The sequence below is a fragment of the Pseudomonas sp. EL_65y_Pfl2_R96 genome (genome assembly GCF_963970905.1).
In the GTDB taxonomy this organism is placed as follows: Bacteria; Pseudomonadota; Gammaproteobacteria; order Pseudomonadales; family Pseudomonadaceae; genus Aquipseudomonas.
Map to the genome: position 1 here is coordinate 44,175 of NZ_CAXAQH010000004.1, position 20,173 is coordinate 64,347.

Genomic DNA, 20,173 nt, shown 5'->3' on the forward strand with positions numbered 1-20,173 from the left:
TAGCAATCGCGGGCAAAACCGCTCCCACAGGGATTGCACATAACCTGTGGGAGCGGGCTTGCCCGCGATGAGGTCGGTAAAAACACCGAAGTAGTAGTCAGACCGACACAACAAAGAAACTGACGATCAGCCCCATGCCAATGGCCCACACCAGCGACCGCAGAATCGCCCAGTCCGCCAGATAGCAAATGATGTAGAGCAGCCGACTGGTGATAAACAACACCGACAGCACATTGATCGTTACCAGTTCGGCATTGCCGGCCAGATGCGCGACGATCACCGCTGCCGCAAACGCCGGGGTCACTTCGAAGCTGTTCAATTGCGCCGAATGCGCACGCCTGGCCACGCCCTCAAGCGAATCCAGAAACGCCCGTGGGTCGTGATTCTGCTTCAGCCCAAACTTGCCACCGCTGAACTTGGCGACGCCTGTGCATAGATACGGCAGGAAGATCGCAATCAAAATGCACCACAGAGCAACCGTCATAACGCAGTCCCTTCTTCCAAGTTATAGAGAATCGAGCCCCATCAGGGCGACTAATACTTCATCACCAACATGCCGATCAGCACCAACCCACAGGCCAGGAGCCGCGGTCTGCCAAAAGGTTCTTTGAGGTAACGCATGCCGAACAGCACCACCAGAATCACGCTGATCTCGCGCAGCGCCGCCGCTTCGGCAATCGAGCCGAGCTGCATGGCCCACAGCACCAGAGCGTAGCTGAACAACACGCAGAACCCGACCGCCAACCCCAACCGCCACTGCTCGCGCCAGAACAGCATGAACGCCGGCCGCTTGCGCACCAGCGCCAACAACGGAAATGGCCAGGCGCTGAGCACGGTGACCCAAACCAGGTAGTCCAGCGGATGGGACCAGCGCCGCAAGGCCTGGCCATCGATGAAGGTGTAGCAGCCGATGCACAACCCGATCAACGCCACCACCGGCAGCATCGACCACGGCAGGCGTACCCCGCCACCGCCCTGCCAGAGCAGGCACAACATGCCGAACGGGATCAGCAAAATGCCGAATATCTGCTGAGACGTCAGCACTTCCCCGGCGAAGATCAGCGTTAGTGCCAGCACCACCAGCGGCGACAAACCACGCATCAACGGATAGACCAAACCAAGATCGCCGACCCGATAAGCCTGGATCAGCAGGTAGCGATAGAGCAACTCGAATGCCGCCGACGCGAGAATCCAAGGCCACATCTGCAGTGGTGGCAACGCTACGAAGGGCAGCATCAGGGCGACAAACAGCAGCGCCACGCTGTCCATGCAGGCCACCACCAACAGCCGCTCCGCGCTGAACTTGATCAGGGTATTCCACGCCGCGTGTAACAGCGCCGCCACCAACACCAGAACCGTCGCAAGCACAGCACACTCCTTGTTTTGCCCACCTCCCCCGTAGGAGCTGCCGAAGGCTGCGATCTTTTCATCCTCCAAAAGCAAAATATCGCAGCCTTCGGCAGCTCCTACCGGGGGGGGGGGTAAGGCACAGAATTGATTCGCCATATGTCCGCAGCTGTTTATACTGCAAGCGACCACGCCGCACTCAGTTGCGCACAGATTAATTCCAATAATTCCTGCCACTGCCCGCTCTCACCGAGAACGGTCGTCGGCCTGCGTATGCCTGATCAAAGCGTCAAGACTACCGACAGAGACCTTGCGCATGCCACTCGCCTTGCTTGCACTGGCCGTTGCCGCCTTCGGCATCGGCACCACTGAATTCGTCATCATGGGCTTGCTGCCCGATGTCGCCCGCGACCTCGCCGTGAGTATTCCTCATGCCGGCCTGCTCATCACCGGTTACGCCCTGGGCGTGGTGTTCGGTGCGCCGATCCTCGCGGTCGGCACCGCCAACATGCCGCGCAAAGCCACGTTGTTGGGCATGACGTTGATGTTCATTCTCGGCAACATCCTCTGCGCCCTGGCGCCGAACTACGCCACGTTGATGGCCGCACGGGTGATTACCGCTTTGTGCCATGGAGCGTTCTTCGGCATCGGCTCAGTGGTCGCTGCCAGCCTGGTGGCGCCGAACAAACGAGCCCAGGCGATTGCCATGATGTTCACCGGCCTGACCTTGGCCAACGTGCTGGGCGTGCCATTGGGCACCGCACTGGGGCAATACGCCGGCTGGCGCTCGACCTTCTGGGCGGTGTCGGTGATTGGCGTGATTGCGGCTATTGCGCAGTGGGTCTGGCTGCCGAAGGAAATCCCCATGGACAAGGCCAACCTGGCCAGCGAGTTCAAAGTGCTGGGCAAGCTCAACGTGCTACTGGCGCTGGGCATGAGCGTACTGGCGTCGACCAGCCTGTTCAGCGTGTTCACTTACATTGCACCGATCCTGCAAGACATTACCGGCGTCAGCCCCCATGGCGTGACCATCATGTTGCTGTTGTTCGGCGTCGGCTTGACCGCGGGCAGCATGCTTGGCGGTCGATTGGCGGACAGTCGTTTGCTGCCTTCACTGGTAGGGATGACGTTGGCCGTGGCCGTGGTGCTGGCGGCCTTCAGCCAGACCAGCCATTCGGTGATACCGGCGGCGGTCACGCTGGTGTTGTGGGGCATCTTCGCGTTCGCGCTGTGCCCGATCCTGCAATTGCTGATCATCGATCAGGCCCATGAGGCGCCTAACCTCGGGTCGACGTTGAATCAAAGCGCATTCAATCTCGGCAACGCAGCCGGGGCGTGGATTGGCGGGTTGGTTGTGGCCAGTGGCGCAGATCTGGCGGACTTGCCGTGGACCGGCGCACTGGTCAGCGGGTTGACGGTGCTGACGGCGCTGTTCTTCATCTACCTGCAACGTCGCAGTGCCGCCGCAGTCAATGTGTCCGGGTAAAAGCCAAGGCGCAATACAGGTGGGCGGGCTTGCTCGCGAAGACGGTGGCACAGTCAAGATTGATGTCGCCTGACACACCGCCTTCGCGAGCAAGGCCGCTCCCACAGGTTTCGCACCGGCATCAGGCACTTTACCCTTCATTTTTTGATCTTCTGCGGTTCGGGTTCCCGAGCCCGCTGCGCAGATGTCTTCGGCGGTCCGCTTTCACTGCGAATCTGCGCGTGGCTGATCAGCGCGAAGATACAACTGCCACCGATGATATTCCCCACCAGCGTGGGACCTGCGAACACCAGCCAGAAGTCCTTCCACGGCAACTCGCCGGCAAACACCAGGTACGAGACCTCCACCGATCCGACCACGATGTGGGTGAAATCGCCCAGCGCCATGAAATAGGTGATGAGGATGATGATCCACATCTTGGCGCTCTCCATCGACGGGATCATCCAGACCATCGTGGCGATCATCCAGCCCGAGATGATGCCTTTGGCGAACATTTTGCTGGCGTCGTTCTCCATGACCTTGCGCCCGATGTCGAGGAAAGCCAGATCGGTCTTGGTGTCGAAAATCGGCAGGTGCAGCATCACATACGCCACCAGCAAGGTGCCGCAGAGGTTGCCTGCCAAAACCACCGTCCACAGCCGTAACAGTCGACCGAAATTACCCAGCGTAGGTTTGCTCATGATCGGCAGCACAGCGGTCAGGGTGTTCTCGGTGAAAAGCTGCTGACGGGCGAGTATCACCGCGAGAAAACCTGCGCAGTAACCGAAGCTGGCGATCACCTTGAAGCCTTCGCCGTCCGGCAGACGCGAATTGAGCAGCCCCATGCCCATCAGCGACAAACCCATGGTCAGGCCGGCAGCCAGGGCCGACCACCACAGCGCCGCAACGCTACGCTCGAGTTCCTGATCGCCTTGGGTGCGAATGATTTCATGCAGCACCGCCGCGCGCGGCGGCTGGCTCTTGTCGACCTCGCGCTGTTCTTGCGCCGAGAGGTCAGGGGTCTTGCCGTCTTGGGGCGTGTCCATAAAGCACCTGAACCGGTGGCGTGTCGTTTAATTACGACACGCCAGGTTCGGAGCTGTTCAGTGGTCCGTTAAATTATCGCTGACCGATAGACCGCTTTAGCGAGCAAGCCCGCTCCCACACTGGATCTCTGTCGTGCACAAAGTCTGTGTTCACTGAGGATCAAATGTGTGCGGGCTTGCTCGCGAAGGCCGCACCGCCGATTTCACCCGCCGATGACGTCATCCTTGAACTGGTCTTTGACGTACCTGATCTCGGTCCGGCCATGCGGCGTGGGCAGTCCGTCTTCGCCCAGATTCACGAAAACCATCTTCTCCACCGTCAGGATGCTCTTGCGGGTGATCTTGTTGCGCACTTCGCAGGTCAGGGTGATCGAGGTACGACCGAACTCGGTGGCGGTGATGCCCAACTCGATAATGTCGCCCTGGCGCGAAGCGCTGACAAAGTTGATTTCGGAAATGTACTTGGTGACCACGCGCTGATTACCCAGCTGGACGATGGCGTAGATCGCCGCTTCTTCGTCGATCCAGCGCAACAGACTGCCACCGAACAACGTGCCGTTGGGGTTGAGGTCTTCGGGTTTAACCCATTTTCGGGTGTGGAAATTCATATTCACTCCTGACCGTCTTGCCGATTGATGCCGGCCATCATGGCAGAGCCCGGACCAGGGCTCTATTAAGCATCGACTATGGTCTCGATTACCGTTCAGACATTGACCAACAGAAAGGCTTTGGAAGATCAGCATAGCCCGCTATAATCGCCCCCGTTTCAAAACGGTAATGTTCACTTGCTACCGTTTTCCCGCCACCTGTCCGAGGGGCGCTGCAGCAGGTTCAACCTGTCAGGCTCGGATGGGGCGTTGACTGGCCACGGCCAGACACTAAACGCACAACGGCGCCCATTCGCATACATTACGAATGGAGGCTCTTCATGAGCGCTGTTATCACGCCTGTAGATTTTAACGATTACAAAGTCGCCGACATGTCCCTGGCTGCCTGGGGCCGTCGCGAAACCATCATCGCCGAATCCGAAATGCCAGCCCTGATGGGTCTGCGCCGCAAGTACTCCGCCGAGCAACCGCTCAAAGGCGCGAAGATTCTCGGCTGCATCCACATGACCATTCAGACTGCCGTGCTGATCGAAACCCTGGTTGCCCTGGGTGCCGAAGTGCGTTGGTCGTCCTGCAACATTTTCTCGACTCAAGACCAGGCCGCTGCCGCTATCGCTGCTGCCGGCATCCCGGTTTTCGCCTGGAAAGGTGAGACTGAAGAAGAGTACGAGTGGTGCCTGGAGCAAACCATCCTCAAAGATGGCGCGCCTTGGGATGCCAACATGATCCTCGACGACGGCGGCGACCTGACCGAGCTGCTGCACAAGAAATACCCGGCAATCCTGGACCGCGTCCACGGCGTCACCGAAGAAACCACCACTGGCGTTCACCGCCTGCTGGACATGCTGGCCAAGGGCGAGCTGAAAATCCCGGCCATCAACGTCAACGACTCGGTGACCAAGAGCAAGAACGACAACAAGTACGGCTGCCGTCACAGCCTGAACGACGCGATCAAGCGCGGCACCGACCACCTGCTGTCCGGCAAGCAAGCGCTGGTCATCGGTTACGGTGACGTGGGCAAGGGCTCGGCCCAGTCCCTGCGTCAGGAAGGCATGATCGTTAAAGTGTCCGAAGTCGACCCGATCTGCGCCATGCAAGCCTGCATGGACGGTTTCGAACTGGTTTCGCCGTTCATCGACGGTATCAACAACGGTACCGAAGCGAGCATCGACAAAGCGCTGCTGGGCAAGATCGACCTGATCGTGACCACCACCGGTAACGTCAATGTTTGCGACGCAAACATGCTCAAAGCCCTGAAGAAGCGCGCTGTTGTCTGCAACATCGGCCACTTCGACAACGAAATCGACACCGCTTTCATGCGCAAGAACTGGGCATGGGAAGAAGTGAAGCCACAGGTTCACAAGATTCACCGTACCGGCCCGGGCGCTTTCGACGCTCAGAACGACGACTACCTGATCCTGCTGGCCGAAGGCCGTCTGGTTAACCTGGGCAACGCCACCGGCCACCCAAGCCGCATCATGGACGGTTCGTTCGCCAACCAGGTTCTGGCACAGATCTTCCTGTTCGGCCAGAAGTACGCCGACCTGTCGCCGGCCCAGAAGGCCGAGCGCCTGACCGTTGAAGTACTGCCGAAGAAACTCGACGAAGAAGTGGCCCTGGAAATGGTCCGCGGTTTCGGCGGCGTTGTGACTCAACTGACCAAGACCCAGGCCGACTACATCGGCGTGACCGTCGAAGGCCCGTTCAAGCCGCACGCTTACCGCTACTGATCGGTCCTGCCGCCTGCTCTCCCTGTGGGAGCGGGCTTGCTCGCGAAGGCGGTTTATCATTCAACATTAATGTCGTCTGACCCACCGCTTTCGCGAGCAAGTCCCCTCCCACATTGGGATGTGCACGTCTTCCAGGCTTACGTGTTTCCAAGGATATGACCATGTCCCAAGAACGTCGCTACAGCTTCGAGTTCTTCCCTACGAAGACCGATGCCGGGCATGAAAAACTGATCGCCACTGCCCGTCATCTGGCGACCTACAATCCCGACTTCTTCTCCTGCACCTACGGCGCCGGCGGTTCGACCCGTGATCGCACCCTCAACACCGTGTTGCAGCTGGAAAGCGAAATCAAAGTCCCTGCCGCGCCGCATCTGTCTTGCGTGGGCGACAGCAAGGACGACCTGCGCGGCCTGCTGAGCCAGTACAAGGCAGCCGGCATCAACCGTATCGTTGCGCTTCGCGGTGACCTGCCCTCGGGCATGGGCATGGCCAGCGGCGAGATGCGTCACGCCAACGACCTGGTTGAATTCATTCGTGAAGAGACCGGCGATCATTTCCACATCGAAATCGCCGCTTACCCGGAAATGCATCCGCAAGCGCGCAATTTCGAAGACGACCTCAACAACTTCGTGCGCAAGGCCAACGCCGGCGCTGACAGTGCGATCACCCAGTACTTCTTCAACGCCGACAGCTATTTCTACTTCGTCGAGCGTGTACGGGCGAAGGGCGTGAACATCCCGATCGTGCCGGGGATCATGCCGATCACCAACTACAGCAAACTGGCGCGTTTCTCCGACGCCTGCGGTGCGGAAATCCCGCGCTGGATCCGCAAGCAACTGGAAGCCTACGGCGACGACACCCAGAGCATTCAAGGCTTTGGTGAGCAAGTCGTCACCGAGATGTGCGAACGTCTGTTGCAAGGTGGCGCACCCGGGCTGCATTTCTACACGTTGAACCAGGCTGAGCCGAGCCTGGCGGTGTGGAATAACCTGAAGTTGCCGCGTTAATAGTTGTTAAAGCAAGATCAAGAGATCGCAGCCTTCGGCAGCTCCTACATGGGAATACGCACCTCTGTAGGAGCTGCCGAAGGCTGCGATCTTTTGCTTTTAAGGTCCGAACCAGAGCTTCTGGATCCGGTTTCTGGCTCTTTATGATTTCTCGTCGTAATCTCAAGCCATGCCCCTGATCGCTCAGTTACTGACCGTGTTTCTGTTCACTTGCCTGAGCTTCACCGCTCGGGGCGAGAAGTTGCGTATTGTCACCGAACCCTGGGCGCCTTACGTGTATGAGGAAAACGGTACGGCTCTGGGGCTCGACTACGACACCACCGCTATCGTCTTCAAACGCCTCGGGATCGACGTGGAATGGCAGTTCCTGCCGTGGAAACGCTGCCTGTCGATGCTTGAGCAAGGCCAGGCGGATGGTGCACTGGATATTTTCCACAGCGATGAACGCGACGCGACCCTGCTCTACCCCAGCGAACCGCTCTCGCAAGTCGAGTTCGTGATGTTCTACGCCAACGAACGACCGTTTCCGTTCCGCACGCTGGACGACCTGAAAGGCCTGACCATCGGCACCTCGCCAGGCTACCTGTACAGCAAGGATTTCAGCGAGTCGACGCTGTTCACCCGGGAACCGGCGCCCACCCATGAAGCCAATTTCGGCAAACTGGTGCGCGGACGAATCGACCTGTTGATCACCGATCGCCGGGTCGGCCAGTATTTGCTCGATCAACTGAACATCCGCGACAAGATCACCGAAAACCCGACCGTCATCAGCCAGCAAAGCCAGTATCTGGCGGTACGCCATAGTGCCGGGATGGATTTGTTGGTGCAGCGTTTCGGTGCCGAGCTCAAACGCTTCAAGCGCGAGCCGGCCTATGCCGAACTGAGCGCCCGCTATGGCGCCGGCCCGGCCATTGAAGCACGGGCCGCCCACGCCACCGCAACCGGCGGAAAAACCGTTGAGCAGCAGGAAAGCGGCGCACAGTGATTGCTCTGTTATACTCCGGCCTTCCCGCCAGGCTCACGCCCGGACGCTCGGACTTGTTCAAGGCATCTCGATCCCGCTACAGCGCAGCTTTACCAGCCCGCGCGAGCGCTCCAGACGAGCCTTCGAGGCCCAGCAGGACCGGACGGGATTGCGTCCTCTTAAACGCCATTCGCGCCAGGCAAGACTCCCATTGGGCCAAGCCCTAACTAAAACAGGATTACTCATGTCCTTTGCTTCCCTCGGTCTCTCCGAGGCTTTAGTCCGCGCCATCGAGGCAGCGGGCTATACCGAGCCTACTCCGGTGCAACAGCGGGCCATTCCCGCCGTGTTGCAAGGTCGCGACCTGATGGTTGCGGCTCAGACAGGTACTGGTAAAACCGGCGGCTTCGCCCTTCCGATTCTGGAGCGGTTGTTTCCCAACGGTCACCCGGACAAATCCCAGCGTCACGGTCCGCGCCAACCCCGCGTACTGGTCCTGACCCCAACCCGCGAACTCGCGGCCCAGGTACACGAAAGCTTCAAGGTCTATGCCCGTGACCTGAAGTTCGTCAGCGCCTGCATCTTCGGCGGCGTCGGCATGAACCCACAAGTTCAGGCCATGTCCCGCGGTGTCGACGTGCTGGTAGCCTGTCCCGGTCGCCTGCTCGACCTCGCCGGCCAAGGCAGCGTCGACCTGTCCCACGTGGAAATCCTCGTGCTGGATGAAGCCGACCGCATGCTCGACATGGGCTTTGTCCATGACGTGAAAAAGGTTCTCGCCCGCCTCCCGGCCAAACGGCAGAACCTGCTGTTCTCGGCGACCTTCTCCAAAGACATCACTGATCTTGCCGGCAAGCTGCTGCACAACCCGGAACGCATCGAAGTCACGCCACCGAACACCACGGTCGAGCGGATCGAACAACGCGTATTCCGTCTGGCCGCCAGCCACAAGCGTTCGTTGCTGGCGCACCTGATCACTGCCGGCGCCTGGGAACAGGTGCTGGTATTCACCCGCACCAAGCACGGCGCCAACCGCCTGGCCGAGTACCTGGACAAACACGGCCTCACCGCCGTCGCGATCCACGGTAACAAGAGCCAGAACGCCCGCACCAAAGCCCTGGCCGACTTCAAGGCCGGTGAAGTACGCATCCTGGTCGCCACCGACATCGCCGCTCGCGGCCTGGACATCGACCAACTGCCCCACGTGGTCAACTTCGAATTGCCGAACGTCGACGAAGATTACGTGCACCGTATCGGTCGTACCGGCCGTGCCGGTCGTTCGGGCGAGGCGATCTCGCTGGTGGCTCCGGACGAAGAGAAGCTGCTCAAAAGCATCGAGCGCATGACCAAGCAGAAAATCGCCGATGGCGACCTGATGGGCTTCGATTCCAACGCCGTGGAAGCAGAGAAACCGGAAGTTCGCGAGCGTCCGGATGTGCGTAACCCGCGCAACCCACGTGGCCCGCGCGGCGATGGTCCGAATGGCAGCGGTGGTGGTGGCGGTCGTAAAGACAAAGGCAAGGACAAGGGCGGCAAGGAAAAACCTGCTGCCACTGGCCGTGGCGATCGCCCGGCCCGTGAACACAAACCACGCGAAGGCACTCCGGCCCGCGAACAACAGCGTCCAGCCCCTCGCGTCGCCGCTGACCGTGCTCCGGACGAGTTCCTGGACGACGACATCGATAACTTCGGTAATCGCGTCGACTACGTACCTCAAGCCAAACCGGCTCAGGGCCGTGGCCGCCGTCCGGGCGCACCGGCACAAGGCGCAGGCGCGGGTGCTCCACGCACCGGCCAGCCACAAGGCCGTCAGAACGGTCCGCGCAACAGCAGCGGCGCAACCACCGGCACCCCGCCGGCCAAGCGCAGCGGCCCACGCAACGGTGCTCCACGTGATGGCCAGGCCCGTCGCGAAGAGTCCCGCAACCGCCGCCCGGCCCGTGACGACCAGCCTCGTTCGGAACCGGCCGTGCAGAACCCGCGGGGCCCGGCACCGAAGATCATTCACAAGGAGTCGAAAAGCGATCGCTTCCCGACACCCGAGCAACTGGATCAACTGCCAGGCCGTCCGCGCGGCGAAAAACCAGCGTTGCTGACCCGCAACCGCTGAGTTTTTCAAAGTCATGAAAAATGCCCCGGATCGCAAGATCAGGGGCATTTTTTATGCTGGCGAAGAACCCTGTGAGAGCGGGCTTGCCCGCGATGACGTCCGTCCAGCAAACATTGATATTGACTGACCCACCGCCATCGCGGGCAAGCCCGCTCCCACAGTGGCTCGGTACCGTCCGTATGGATTCTGGCAGACCATAAAAAACGCCCCGGATCTCGCGATCAGGGGCGTTTTTTTGTTCAAGCAGCGAAATTTATTTCGCTTTGACACCTTCAAACGTCACGTACAGCTCAACCGCGTCGGACGCTGGGCCCAGGTCTTTCTGCTTGCCGAAATCGGAACGCTTGATGCTGGTGGTGCCTTCGAAACCGGCACGGTAGCCGCCCCATGGATCCTTGCCTTCACCCAGGAAGGTAGCCTTGACTACAACGGGCTTGGTCACGCCGAGGATAGTCAGGTTGCCGGTCACGTCCGCAGTGTCTTTACCAGCGGCGTTTTTACCGGTGGATTTGACGCTGGTGGAGACGAACTTGGCGTCGGCGAATTTGCCCACGTTCAGGAAGTCAGCACTGGCGATATGCTTGTCACGTTCGGCGTGGTTGGTGAACACGCTGGCGGTGCGTACATTGAACTCGATTTTGCTGTCTTCAGGCTTGGCGGCGTCGAAACTGAACTTACCGTCGATATCTTTGAAGGTACCGGTAATGTAGCTGTAGCCCAGGTGGCTGATCTTGAAATCAACGAAGGCGTGCTGGCCTTCTTTGTCGACCACGTAATCGGCCGCCATCACGTTAGCCGACAGCAGAGCAGAACCGATTGCCAGAGCAGCGAGCGTCTTTTTCAACATACTTTCTATTCCTTAGGAGTCGAGATTGAATATCAGGCTTTGCGTCCCAGCATTCGCGTCAGGGTCGCATCACGATCGATAAAGTGGTGTTTCAATGCTGCCAACGCATGGAGGCCGGAAAAAATTACCAACACCCAAGCCAGGTACAAATGGATCACACCAGCGGTGTCTGCCTGGTCCGGTAGTCCGGAAACCAGCGCAGGTACTTCAAACAGTCCGAACACCGGAATCCCAACACCGTCTGCGGTGGAAATCAGGTAACCGGCAATCATCACAGCGAACAGACTGAGATAGAGGAAGGAATGGCCAAGCTTGGCGCCAAGGCGCGTCAGGCGGCTATAGTTTGGCAGGAGTGGCGGCGGTGGGCTGATGAAGCGCCACAACGCTCGCAGCAACATGACGGCCAGTAACACCAGACCAATGCTCTTGTGCAGATCCGGCGCGTCTTTGCGCCACGTGCTGTAGTAGTCGAGACCGACCATCCACAACCCCAACGCGAACAGGCCGAAGACTGCCAGCGCCACACCCCAGTGCATAAAGATGCTGACCCAACCGTAGCGGGAAGAAGAGTTACGTAGCTGCATTGCCCAAATCCTGTAAGAACTGCGCCCAAGACTATCGAGTTATCTATCGATTTAAAGCGGAAAATTTTGCTTTGAAATATCGAAAAATACGATCAAGACCTTGGGGCCGAGAGGTTAAGAGAGTGTTAACCGGATAAAAAAACCTTCAGGCACCCTCCTTATCTTCATTTAAAAGCCGATATCACTCGTCAGAACTGTCATATCCGACAGTAGCTTCCATTACTGGTCATTGATGAACTTGAATTCGAGTACGAGCGTCTGAACAGGAGTTCTATCATGCATCACAATTCGAGTTCATCTTCCGTGATAACACACAGCCAACCCAATTCGATACCTGTAGGGGAAGGACCGCGAGGGATCGCCATCAGCGATGATGGATCACGGGTTTTTGCTTGCAATTACATTTCAGGCAATGTGTCAGTCATCGACACCCGGAACAAAAAGGTAATCCGCACTATCGCCGTCGAGCGTTACCCCCGAAGCATCGCCCTTGGCCATGGGGGGAAAAGAGCTTACGTGACCAACTATGGTTCAAGTTCGGTTTCGGTTATTGATACCGAAACATACGCGGTAGGAAACCTCACGGTGGGGAGGCACCCTTGCGCAGTCGTCGTGAGCCGAGACGGGAAGCATGTTTACGTCACTGTTCGACAGGATAAAGAATGGCTAGCCATTATTGACACCCGCACTTATGCGGTGAGCAGAGTGCGAGGATTACCCTCGCCATCCATAAGTGTGGATGTCAGCCAGGACGATTCGCGTCTTTATATTTCCAGTACCAACGCCCCAGCCGGCCCTTATCAGGACGCACTCACGGTCATCAGCAGCAAGACTTTCGAAGTCATCGGCATCATCAACACCGAACAATATCCGTCAGCGGTTAACGTCAGCCCCGATGGCAAGGAAGTGTATATCGTGGGTCTGGACGCTCGAAAACTGACCGTGCTGGACGCTCGGTCATTGACCACCCGGCATTTCGATTTTGTGACGTGCGAAGGGAAAATAGTGTTCGGCGAAAAACACGCTTATGCCGTTGATCAAACCAACAAAGAGGTCGTGGAAGTGAGTACCACCACGCATGAGATTGCTCGCAGGATTCCCATCCCAGGTGCCTTCGAACCGTATGACATGGTGCTTGATCAACACAACCGTGCCTATATCAGCGACTACCAAAGCGACGAAGTACATATTGTCGATCTCGCTTAGCGTCAAAGCACAATCAGCAAAAAACACGGCATCTCTGCCTGATGCCAGTTAGTTAGCGCAACCCATGTGGGAGCGGGCTTGCCCGCGAAGGCGGTGTATCAGGCAACATTACTGTCGACTGACACGCCTTCTTCGCGAGCAAGCCCGCTCCCACAGGTTCCGCACCTTACACCGACTGGCGTCAGGCATCACTGCCGCGCTTTTTTTGATCCCAAGACTTACTGCGTCTTGGTTTCAGTCGTCGCCGGGGTCTTCGCAGCGGTACTCGCCGCTGGTTTCTTCACCGGCTCAGCCTTTTTCGCCGTTGCCTTGGCCGGAGCCTTTTTGGCCTCGGTTTTGGCAGCAGGCTTTTTCACTGGCGCTTTGGCCGGTGCCTTCTTCACCGGCTCGGCTTTCACAGGTTCTGCCGGTTTCGCAGCCTCAACCGGCACTGGCGCTGGGGCCGGCGCGGGTACTGGGGCGGGTGCCGTCGCAACCGGTGCCACTGGCTCAGCGGCCTTGGCCGGAGCCTTGTCGGAACCACCGCCGAACATCCGCGAGAAGAAGCCAGGCTTGGACTCTTCAGCTTTCGCTTCAACCTTGGCCGGTTCTGGCTTGTCAGCCGCTTTATCGGACGAACCACCGAACATGTTGCTGAAGAAATTGCCTTTCTTCGCCACCACCGCGCCTGCCGCTGCTGCGGTCGCGGTCGCCGCCGGCACAACCTTCACCGGTTCAAACGACTTGCCCGCTGCCAGGTCTTCCAGCTGACTGGCTGCACGCTGACCGGTGCGCAATGCACCTTCCAGGGTGCCTGGGTACAAGGTGTCGGTGTGTTCACCGGCAAAGGCTACGCGTTGCAGCGGACGTTCCCACAGGCGCCAGTACTTGCTGATCTGGCCCGGACCAAAGGCCAGGTAAGCGCCGCCCATCGACGGGTCGGTGCTGTAGCGGCGGATTTCATAACCGGTGAACGAACCGCGTGCCTGTGGATAAAAGGTGTGCAGACGAATCAGCACCTGATCGGCCATCTGCTTGTCGCCGAAGGCTTGCATCACCCGCGCGTTGTCTCCGGAAATGTTGATCACCACGTTGGCGCCGCCCTTCAAGGCCGGCTCGATCCACAACATGCCCAGACCGGCGTTGCTGTAGATCTCGCCAGACATGCGCGCCTTGCTTTCCCACACTGGCGTCTTGAACTTCAGCATGATCTGGTCACGCCAGCCGTAGTTGGTGCCCTTGATGGCGCCCATGTGCTGGGCATCCAGCGCCGGAGTCATCTGGATCTTGCTCAGTGCGCGCAACGGCACGGCCAGTACGACGTAGTCCGCCTGATAGCCAACGCTGCCGACCTTGACGGTCACACCGTCCTTGTCCTGGGTAATGGACGAAACCGGAGAGCCGGTCTTGATGGTTTTCAGTTGTTTGACGAAGGCCTGGGCCAATACCGGGCTGCCACCGGGCAGACGCGAAGCGCGCAGGTCACGGTCGGCAACGCCCCGGTAGACGCGGCTCTGCTGTGCGAAGTACAGCAGCGACAGGCGTGAAGGTTCGTCGTAACGGGTACGAATCTCCTGATTCACCAACTGACGCGCAGTGGCTGGCAGGTTCAGGCGATCGAGCCAGTTGGCCACGTTGATCTGATCCAGGGCGAACAGCGTGCTGTTGGCGGCCGGGTTCAGCGGGTCTTCGATCGAACGCGCCAGGTCATCCAGGGTCTTTTCGTAGCGTTTCAGCGCTTCGGCGGTGGCCGGCTGTTTAGCGGTCAGATCGGCGGCGGTGAAGTATTCACCGTCGATCAGATAGCCTGGGGTGCGCACGAATTCAGGGGCTGGCGTGGTGCTCAGCTTGAACGTCGAGACGTACTTGTTCAGCACCGGCTGGGTCTTGTCGTTGCCGATCCACTCACTGGTGGCCATGCCGGAGCGACCGCCCAGGGTCGGTTTGGCTTCCAGCAAGGTGACCTGCCAGCCTTTGTTCTGCAGTTCGTAAGCCGCGGTGAGGCCCGAAAGCCCACCGCCGACCACGATCGCCGTTTTATCCTTGGCCAGCGCCGAAACGCTGAACAGCCCCAACATCACCAGCGCACAGGCGCGCAGCCAACCAGCAGACATTCAGCGAACTCCGGAAATACACGAGGAAATAGCGGTTTTACGAGTCAGACGACTCAAAGAGCCGCGAAGAATACGTCAGCCATCAAAACGCCGCCAGCAACGTCTATCGTCCTATACAAAGTAGCTCAATCGACACAATGGGTTGTCCCGGTGACGCGCATTGCATAGGCTTGCGCGATTGTTTACCCGCCTACGTCACGGGTAGCCTCGAGGAGACAGAATATGGGCCTGAATAAACAGTGGATGGAACGCGATCTCGCCGTGTTATGGCATCCCTGCACCCAGATGAAAGACCACGAACAGCTGCCGCTGATCCCCATCAAGCGCGGTGAGGGCGTGTGGCTTGAAGACTTCGAAGGCAAACGCTACCTCGACGCCGTCAGCTCCTGGTGGGTCAACGTATTCGGCCACGCCAACCCGCGGATCAACCAGCGCATCAAGGATCAGGTCGATCAGCTGGAACATGTGATCCTCGCCGGTTTCAGCCATCAGCCGGTGATCGAGCTGTCCGAGCGCCTTGTAAAAATGACGCCCGAAGGCCTGACCCGTTGCTTCTATGGCGATAACGGTTCGTCGTGTATCGAAATCGCGCTGAAAATGAGCTTTCACTACTGGCTCAACCGCGGCCAGCCGAACAAGAAACGCTTCGTCACCCTCACCAACGGCTACCACGGCGAAACCATGGCGGCGATGGCGGTGGGCGACGTGCCGCTGTTCACCGAAACCTACAAAGCCCTGCTGATGGACACCATCAAGGTGCCGAGCCCCGATTGCTACCTGCGCCCCGAGGGCATGAGCTGGGAAGAACACTCGCGCAATATGTTCGCCGCCATGGAGCAAACGCTGGCCGACCATCACGATACCGTGGCCGCCGTGATTCTGGAGCCGCTGATTCAGGGCGCCGGCGGCATGCGCATGTATCACCCGGTGTACCTCAAGCTGCTGCGCGACGCCTGCGACCGTTATGGCGTGCACCTGATCCACGATGAAATCGCCGTCGGCTTCGGTCGCACCGGCACGATGTTCGCCTGCGAACAGGCCGGCATCCGCCCGGATTTCCTCTGCCTGTCCAAGGCCCTGACCGGCGGTTACCTGCCGTTGGCCGCCTGCCTGACCACCGATGAGGTCTACAGCGCTTTCTACGACGACTACCCGACCCTGCGCGCCTTCCTGCACTCCCACAGCTACACGGGTAATCCCCTGGCCTGCGCGGCAGCATTGGCGACGCTGGATATCTTCGAAGAAGACAACGTCATCGAGAAAAACAAGGCCCTGGCCCAGCGCATGGCCTCCTCCACGGCGCACCTTGCCGATCACCCGAACGTTGCCGAAGTGCGCCAGACCGGCATGGTCCTGGCGATCGAGATGGTCAAGGACAAGGCCAGCAAGACCGCTTACCCGTGGCAGGAACGTCGCGGTTTGACCGTGTTCCAGCATGCACTGCAACGAGGTGCTTTACTGAGGCCGTTGGGCAGCGTGGTGTATTTCCTGCCGCCCTACGTGATCACCCCGGAGCAGATCGATTTTCTGGCCGAGGTGGCCAGCGAAGGCATCGACATCGCCACCCGTGACAGCGTCAGCGTGGCGGTGCCGAAGGACTTTCATCCGGGTTACCGTGATCCGGGCTAGAAGTCACCGAGAAACCCTGTGGCGAGGGAGCTTGCTCCCGCTGGGTCGCGAAGCGGCCCCCCTCTCTATCTGAAAAGAAGGGGACTGCTGCGCAGTCCAGCGGGAGCAAGCTCCCTCGCCACAAAAGCCAGTTTGTTCCAACTTACGATACCGAACATCAGATTCAGTAGAGACCATTGATGAGACTGTCCCGCTTTTTTATCGACGCCCCTTTAAGCACCGGCGAACACGAGCTGCCCGAGGCCCAGGCCCATTACATCAGCCGTGTGCTGCGCATGGCCGAGGGTGATACGGTGCAATTGTTCGACGGCTCGGGCCACGAGTTTCGCGGCACGCTGGCGGAAGTCGGCAAGAAGCGCGTGGTGGTGCAAATCGATGAAAGCTTCGCTGGGCAGGTCGAGTCGTCGCTTGCGGTCCATCTCGGCCAGGGTTTGTCCCGTGGCGAGCGGATGGACTGGGCGATACAGAAAGCCACCGAGCTGGGCGTCACTGAAATCACCCCGATCTTCACCGACCGCTGCGAAGTCCGCCTCAAGGACGAGCGTGCCGACAAACGCCTGATGCACTGGCGTCAGGTGGCGATCAGCGCCTGCGAGCAGTGCGGGCGCTCACGGGTGCCGGTGATTCACCCACCGCTGCTGTTGGCCGACTGGTTGAAGCAGACGCAGGCCGAATTGAAACTGGTGCTGCACCCGGTGGCCGAGCCATTGGTGAGCCATGCGAAACCGGCGACGCTGGCGTTTCTGATCGGCCCGGAAGGCGGGTTGTCCGACGCTGAAGTCGAGCAGGCCAAGGCTGGCGGCTTTCACGCCGCCCGCCTCGGCCCGCGCGTGCTGCGCACCGAAACCGCGCCGGTGGTGGCGCTGGCGGTGGCCCAGCAACTTTGGGGGGACTTCTAGGCCACCTTCGACTGTAGGAGCGAGGCTTGCCCGCTCCTACAGAACGTAAAACCAAATCGCCACAAAGTGCAGCAGACTCCCGCCGATCACGAACAGATGCCAGATGCCGTGGGCATGGCGCAGACGATGGTCGAGGGCAAAAAAGATAATCCCCACGGTGTACAACACCCCGCCCGACGCCAGCCAGGCGAAGCCGACAGGGCCCAACGCCGCCAGTAACGGCTTGACTGCCACCAGCACGATCCAGCCCATCACCGCATAAATCACAATCGACAGAATTCGCGCTTCCGAGCGGGGTTTGATCTCTTGCAGGATACCGATCAGCGCCAGCCCCCAGACAATCCCGAACAGCGTCCAGCCCCACGGCCCACGCAGGGTCACCAGGCAAAACGGCGTGTAACTGCCGGCAATCAGCAGGTAGATCGAAAAGTGATCGACCTTCTGCATGATCGCTTTTTTGCGCCCGCGCACGCTGTGGTACACGGTCGAGGCGCTGTAGAGCACCAGCAAGGTGAACGCGTAAATCGCCACGCTGACAATCTTCCACGGACTGCCGTCCATACTGGCGATCACCAGCAGCCACACGCCCCCGACAACCGCCGCCACCGCCCCGACCAAATGCGTCCAGGCGTTCAATCTTTCCCCGTGATACATGTGTTGCTCACCTCAAAATTCGTCACAGCCTTGCGCAAGGCTCAGGCCTCAAGGTTAAAAGCGCAATGTTTCCGTATAGCGCAGCTCAAAAAGCCATCGAGCCAAACGTCAGCCAATTGGGCACAATCGAGCGATTCGAATAAGAGTCACGCCCATGCTGATCGATGAAGAGTTGACCCTGAAAAAACTCGAGGTGTTTCTGGCCTTCATGCGTACCGGCAACCTGGCCCGCGCTGCCGCCGAGTTGCAAACCAGCAACGTCAGCGTGCACCGCGCCATCCACTCTCTGGAAAGCGCCCTGCGTTGCCCGCTATTCAAACACGAAGGCCGCAACCTGACCCCACTCGAAAGCGCTTATGTGCTGGAAGAACGGGCGCAGAAGCTGATTCAGGACGTGCTCGAAACCGTGCGCCTGACCCGCGAGGCTGCCGGGTTCTCCGCTGAGCGCTTCAAACTCGGCTCGCTGTATTCGCTGACGGTGAAGACCGTGCCGCAGCTGATCATGGGCCTGAAAATCCGCCGTAGCGAACTCAATATCGACCTGATCCTGGGCTCGAACATCGACCTGTTGTACAAGCTCAAAAACATGGAAGTCGACGCGATCCTGGTGTCGCTGGACGACAGCGTCAACGACCCGGATTGCGAGCAGATCCCGCTGTTTTCCGATGACATCTTCCTCGCCACCCCGGCTGACTCGCCCTTTGCCCAGCGGGCCGAAGTCGATCTGGCCGAGGTGCGCGACGAGACGTTCATCACCTTGACCCAAGGCTTCGCCACGCACCAGGACGGTATTCGGGTGTTCAAGCAGGCGGGGTTCGAGCCGAAGGTGGCGATGCAGGTCAACGACATTTTCACCCTGCTGAGCATGGTCAGCTCCGGGGTCGGTTATGCGTTGCTGCCGGGAAGGATTGCGGCGGTGTATGAGAACCGGGTGAAGCTGATTCCGTTGCAGGAAAAGTATCGGTTGCAACAGCACATCGGCGTGGTGTTTCTGAAGGCCAAGGAGCGTGACCCGAATTTGTTGGCGTTGTTGGCGGAGTGTCGGATGTATGCCAATCGGCAGGCTTGAATGTGGCGAGGGAGCTTGCTCCCGCTCGGGTGCGAAGCGCCCGCAAAATCAGACCACCGGATTTACCTGATACACCTCGGTGGTAGAAGTTGGGGCTGCTGCGCAGCCCAGCGGGAGCAAGCTCCCTCACCACAAAAAGCAATCACCAATCTAGCCAACAATCCCGCGAACAATGAAGTACAGCAACGAAGGCCCCAGCAAGCACCCAAGCCCGGTGTGGAACGTCGCCGTCAACGCGCCATACGGCACCAGCCTGCGATCCGTCGCCGCCAGCCCTGCCGTCACCCCACTCACCGTCCCGGCCAGACCACCAAACACCATCGCCGAGCGCGGGTTATCCAGCCCCATCCAGCGCGCCGCCATCGGCGTGCCGACCATCACCAGAATTGCCTTGATCAGCCCGGTGGCAATCGACAACGCCATCACGTCGGACGTGGCACCAATCGCCGCCCCGGTCACTGGCCCGACGATGTACGTCACCGCGCCTGCGCCAATGGTCGTCATGCTCACCGCATCGCGATAACCGAACACCCAGGCAATGCTCGCCCCGACAATGAACGGCAGGATCGTGCCCAGCAGCAGCGCGATAACACCAATCATCCCGGCCTTTTTCGCTTCGGTGGCCTGCACCTCGAACGCGGTGGCGACAATGGCGAAGTCACGCAACATCGCACCGCCCATCAAACCAATGCCGGAAAACAGCGACAAATCCGCCAGGCCTTTTTGCCCGCCGGTCATGGTGCCTCCGACCCAGGCCAGCACCAGGCCGATGACGATGGCAATCGCCGAGCCGTGAATCCGTCCGAAGGTCAGGCGTTTGGACAACACCACCGACACCCACATGATCACGCCAACGAACGCGAACGCTGTCACCAACCCGTTATGTTCCAGACCTTTCTCGATGAGATCCCACAT

The 20,173-nt window shown here is 59.4% G+C and carries 18 protein-coding genes and 1 riboswitch; of the genes, 9 read left to right on the forward strand and 9 right to left on the reverse strand.

The genetic code is table 11. The features are described 5' to 3' along the window. Positions 1-97: 97 nt before the first annotated feature. Both AACY49_RS06070 and AACY49_RS06075 read right to left on the reverse strand, forming a co-directional pair. On the reverse strand, positions 98-484 hold the full coding sequence (locus AACY49_RS06070) for an MAPEG family protein (protein WP_339522363.1): 387 nt from the start codon (positions 482-484) through the stop codon (positions 98-100). 50 nt (positions 485-534) lie between these two features. After that, positions 535-1,368, reverse strand: coding sequence for an EamA family transporter (locus AACY49_RS06075; protein ID WP_258698686.1), 834 nt, complete (start codon positions 1,366-1,368; stop codon positions 535-537). A gap of 295 nt (positions 1,369-1,663) precedes the next feature. Between AACY49_RS06075 and AACY49_RS06080 the strand changes: the two genes are divergently transcribed. Beyond that, a complete protein-coding gene (locus tag AACY49_RS06080) occupies positions 1,664-2,833 on the forward strand; it encodes an MFS transporter (RefSeq protein WP_258698685.1) in 1,170 nt (389 codons plus the stop codon). A 137-nt stretch (positions 2,834-2,970) separates the two neighbouring features. Here the strand turns inward: AACY49_RS06080 and AACY49_RS06085 are convergent, their stop codons facing one another. Together AACY49_RS06085 and AACY49_RS06090 are read right to left on the reverse strand one after the other, a co-directional pair. Continuing rightward, positions 2,971-3,858, reverse strand: a complete 888-nt coding sequence (locus AACY49_RS06085; protein WP_258698684.1) for a formate/nitrite transporter family protein — start codon at positions 3,856-3,858, stop codon at positions 2,971-2,973. 203 nt (positions 3,859-4,061) lie between these two features. Next, positions 4,062-4,466, reverse strand: a complete 405-nt coding sequence (locus AACY49_RS06090) for an acyl-CoA thioesterase (protein WP_320393051.1) — start codon at positions 4,464-4,466, stop codon at positions 4,062-4,064. Between the two features lie 198 nt (positions 4,467-4,664). Further along, a riboswitch (S-adenosyl-L-homocysteine riboswitch) is annotated at positions 4,665-4,763 on the forward strand. Between the two features lie 23 nt (positions 4,764-4,786). Between AACY49_RS06090 and ahcY the strand changes: the two genes are divergently transcribed. The 4 genes from ahcY to AACY49_RS06110 all read left to right on the forward strand — a co-directional run bounded on the left by ahcY (position 4,787) and on the right by AACY49_RS06110 (position 10,277). Then, positions 4,787-6,196, forward strand: coding sequence for an adenosylhomocysteinase (gene ahcY, locus AACY49_RS06095; RefSeq protein ID WP_258698683.1), 1,410 nt, complete (start codon positions 4,787-4,789; stop codon positions 6,194-6,196). A 161-nt stretch (positions 6,197-6,357) separates the two neighbouring features. Continuing rightward, the gene (gene metF, locus AACY49_RS06100; RefSeq protein ID WP_258698682.1) at positions 6,358-7,203 is read left to right on the forward strand and encodes a methylenetetrahydrofolate reductase [NAD(P)H]; all 846 of its coding nucleotides are present in this window, start codon (positions 6,358-6,360) and stop codon (positions 7,201-7,203) included. Positions 7,204-7,372: 169 nt separating this feature from the next. Beyond that, positions 7,373-8,188, forward strand: a complete 816-nt coding sequence (locus tag AACY49_RS06105) for a substrate-binding periplasmic protein (RefSeq protein ID WP_258698681.1) — start codon at positions 7,373-7,375, stop codon at positions 8,186-8,188. Between the two features lie 223 nt (positions 8,189-8,411). Next, entirely contained in the window at positions 8,412-10,277 is a 1,866-nt protein-coding gene (locus AACY49_RS06110; RefSeq protein WP_320393049.1) for a DEAD/DEAH box helicase, read from the forward strand. Between the two features lie 253 nt (positions 10,278-10,530). On the opposite strand, the gene AACY49_RS06115 is transcribed toward AACY49_RS06110, so the two are convergent. Both AACY49_RS06115 and AACY49_RS06120 read right to left on the reverse strand, forming a co-directional pair. Continuing rightward, the gene (locus tag AACY49_RS06115) at positions 10,531-11,124 is read right to left on the reverse strand and encodes a YceI family protein (RefSeq protein ID WP_223485361.1); all 594 of its coding nucleotides are present in this window, start codon (positions 11,122-11,124) and stop codon (positions 10,531-10,533) included. A gap of 32 nt (positions 11,125-11,156) precedes the next feature. Further along, positions 11,157-11,708, reverse strand: a complete 552-nt coding sequence (locus AACY49_RS06120; protein WP_258698679.1) for a cytochrome b — start codon at positions 11,706-11,708, stop codon at positions 11,157-11,159. 276 nt (positions 11,709-11,984) lie between these two features. Between AACY49_RS06120 and AACY49_RS06125 the strand changes: the two genes are divergently transcribed. After that, positions 11,985-12,914, forward strand: coding sequence for a YncE family protein (locus AACY49_RS06125; protein ID WP_258698678.1), 930 nt, complete (start codon positions 11,985-11,987; stop codon positions 12,912-12,914). Positions 12,915-13,132: 218 nt separating this feature from the next. Here AACY49_RS06125 and AACY49_RS06130 read toward each other — a convergent pair whose 3' ends face one another. Beyond that, entirely contained in the window at positions 13,133-15,007 is a 1,875-nt protein-coding gene (locus tag AACY49_RS06130) for a flavin monoamine oxidase family protein (protein ID WP_339522380.1), read from the reverse strand. A 222-nt stretch (positions 15,008-15,229) separates the two neighbouring features. Here AACY49_RS06130 and AACY49_RS06135 point away from each other — a divergent pair, with 222 nt between their 5' ends. Then, positions 15,230-16,636, forward strand: coding sequence for an adenosylmethionine--8-amino-7-oxononanoate transaminase (locus AACY49_RS06135; RefSeq protein ID WP_320393046.1), 1,407 nt, complete (start codon positions 15,230-15,232; stop codon positions 16,634-16,636). Between the two features lie 179 nt (positions 16,637-16,815). Further along, on the forward strand, positions 16,816-17,535 hold the full coding sequence (locus AACY49_RS06140) for a 16S rRNA (uracil(1498)-N(3))-methyltransferase (RefSeq protein WP_339522382.1): 720 nt from the start codon (positions 16,816-16,818) through the stop codon (positions 17,533-17,535). 36 nt (positions 17,536-17,571) lie between these two features. Here the strand turns inward: AACY49_RS06140 and trhA are convergent, their stop codons facing one another. Next, on the reverse strand, positions 17,572-18,189 hold the full coding sequence (gene trhA, locus AACY49_RS06145) for a PAQR family membrane homeostasis protein TrhA (RefSeq protein ID WP_258698674.1): 618 nt from the start codon (positions 18,187-18,189) through the stop codon (positions 17,572-17,574). A gap of 154 nt (positions 18,190-18,343) precedes the next feature. Here trhA and AACY49_RS06150 point away from each other — a divergent pair, with 154 nt between their 5' ends. Continuing rightward, on the forward strand, positions 18,344-19,258 hold the full coding sequence (locus AACY49_RS06150) for a LysR family transcriptional regulator (RefSeq protein WP_258698673.1): 915 nt from the start codon (positions 18,344-18,346) through the stop codon (positions 19,256-19,258). Between the two features lie 150 nt (positions 19,259-19,408). Here the strand turns inward: AACY49_RS06150 and madM are convergent, their stop codons facing one another. Then, a complete protein-coding gene (gene madM, locus AACY49_RS06155) occupies positions 19,409-20,173 on the reverse strand; it encodes a malonate transporter subunit MadM (protein WP_038981001.1) in 765 nt (254 codons plus the stop codon).